Below are 322 nucleotides of genomic sequence, written 5' to 3'. Positions count from 1 at the left end.
ACCATAATATTCTCTTGGTATTAACCAAAAACGACCATTACGTTTCATTAACGCATATTTACGAGAATCAAATTTTGGTAATCTGGCTATATCTTTATCTGTATATTTATCAAACGTCTCCACAGCTTTACGCTTTTGATAATCCATTTTATCTTTAATCTCTTGCTCTTGTCTTTTTTCTGTTAAAGGAACACATTTAAAAACTAACCAAGCTGTAAAAACCACGACAAATAAAGACCATACAAAACCTTTTGATGGCCTATAGTTTTTTATTTTTCCACCTTTAATAATTTTTTTGGTCTCACTTTCTCAACCTCATTAA

The 322-nt window shown here is 30.1% G+C and carries 1 pseudogene; it reads right to left on the bottom strand.

The annotated features are described in order from the left end of the window. A pseudogene (locus tag IAE20_RS16845) lies at positions 1–225 on the bottom strand (hypothetical protein); the annotation flags it as partial. Positions 226–322: the final 97 nt, after the last annotated feature.

This window comes from Acinetobacter sp. S54, from assembly GCF_016624945.1.
Classification (GTDB): domain Bacteria; phylum Pseudomonadota; class Gammaproteobacteria; order Pseudomonadales; family Moraxellaceae; genus Acinetobacter.
The sequence above is the reverse complement of the archived record's forward strand: the minus strand, read 5'-3'. Positions and strand labels throughout refer to the sequence as shown.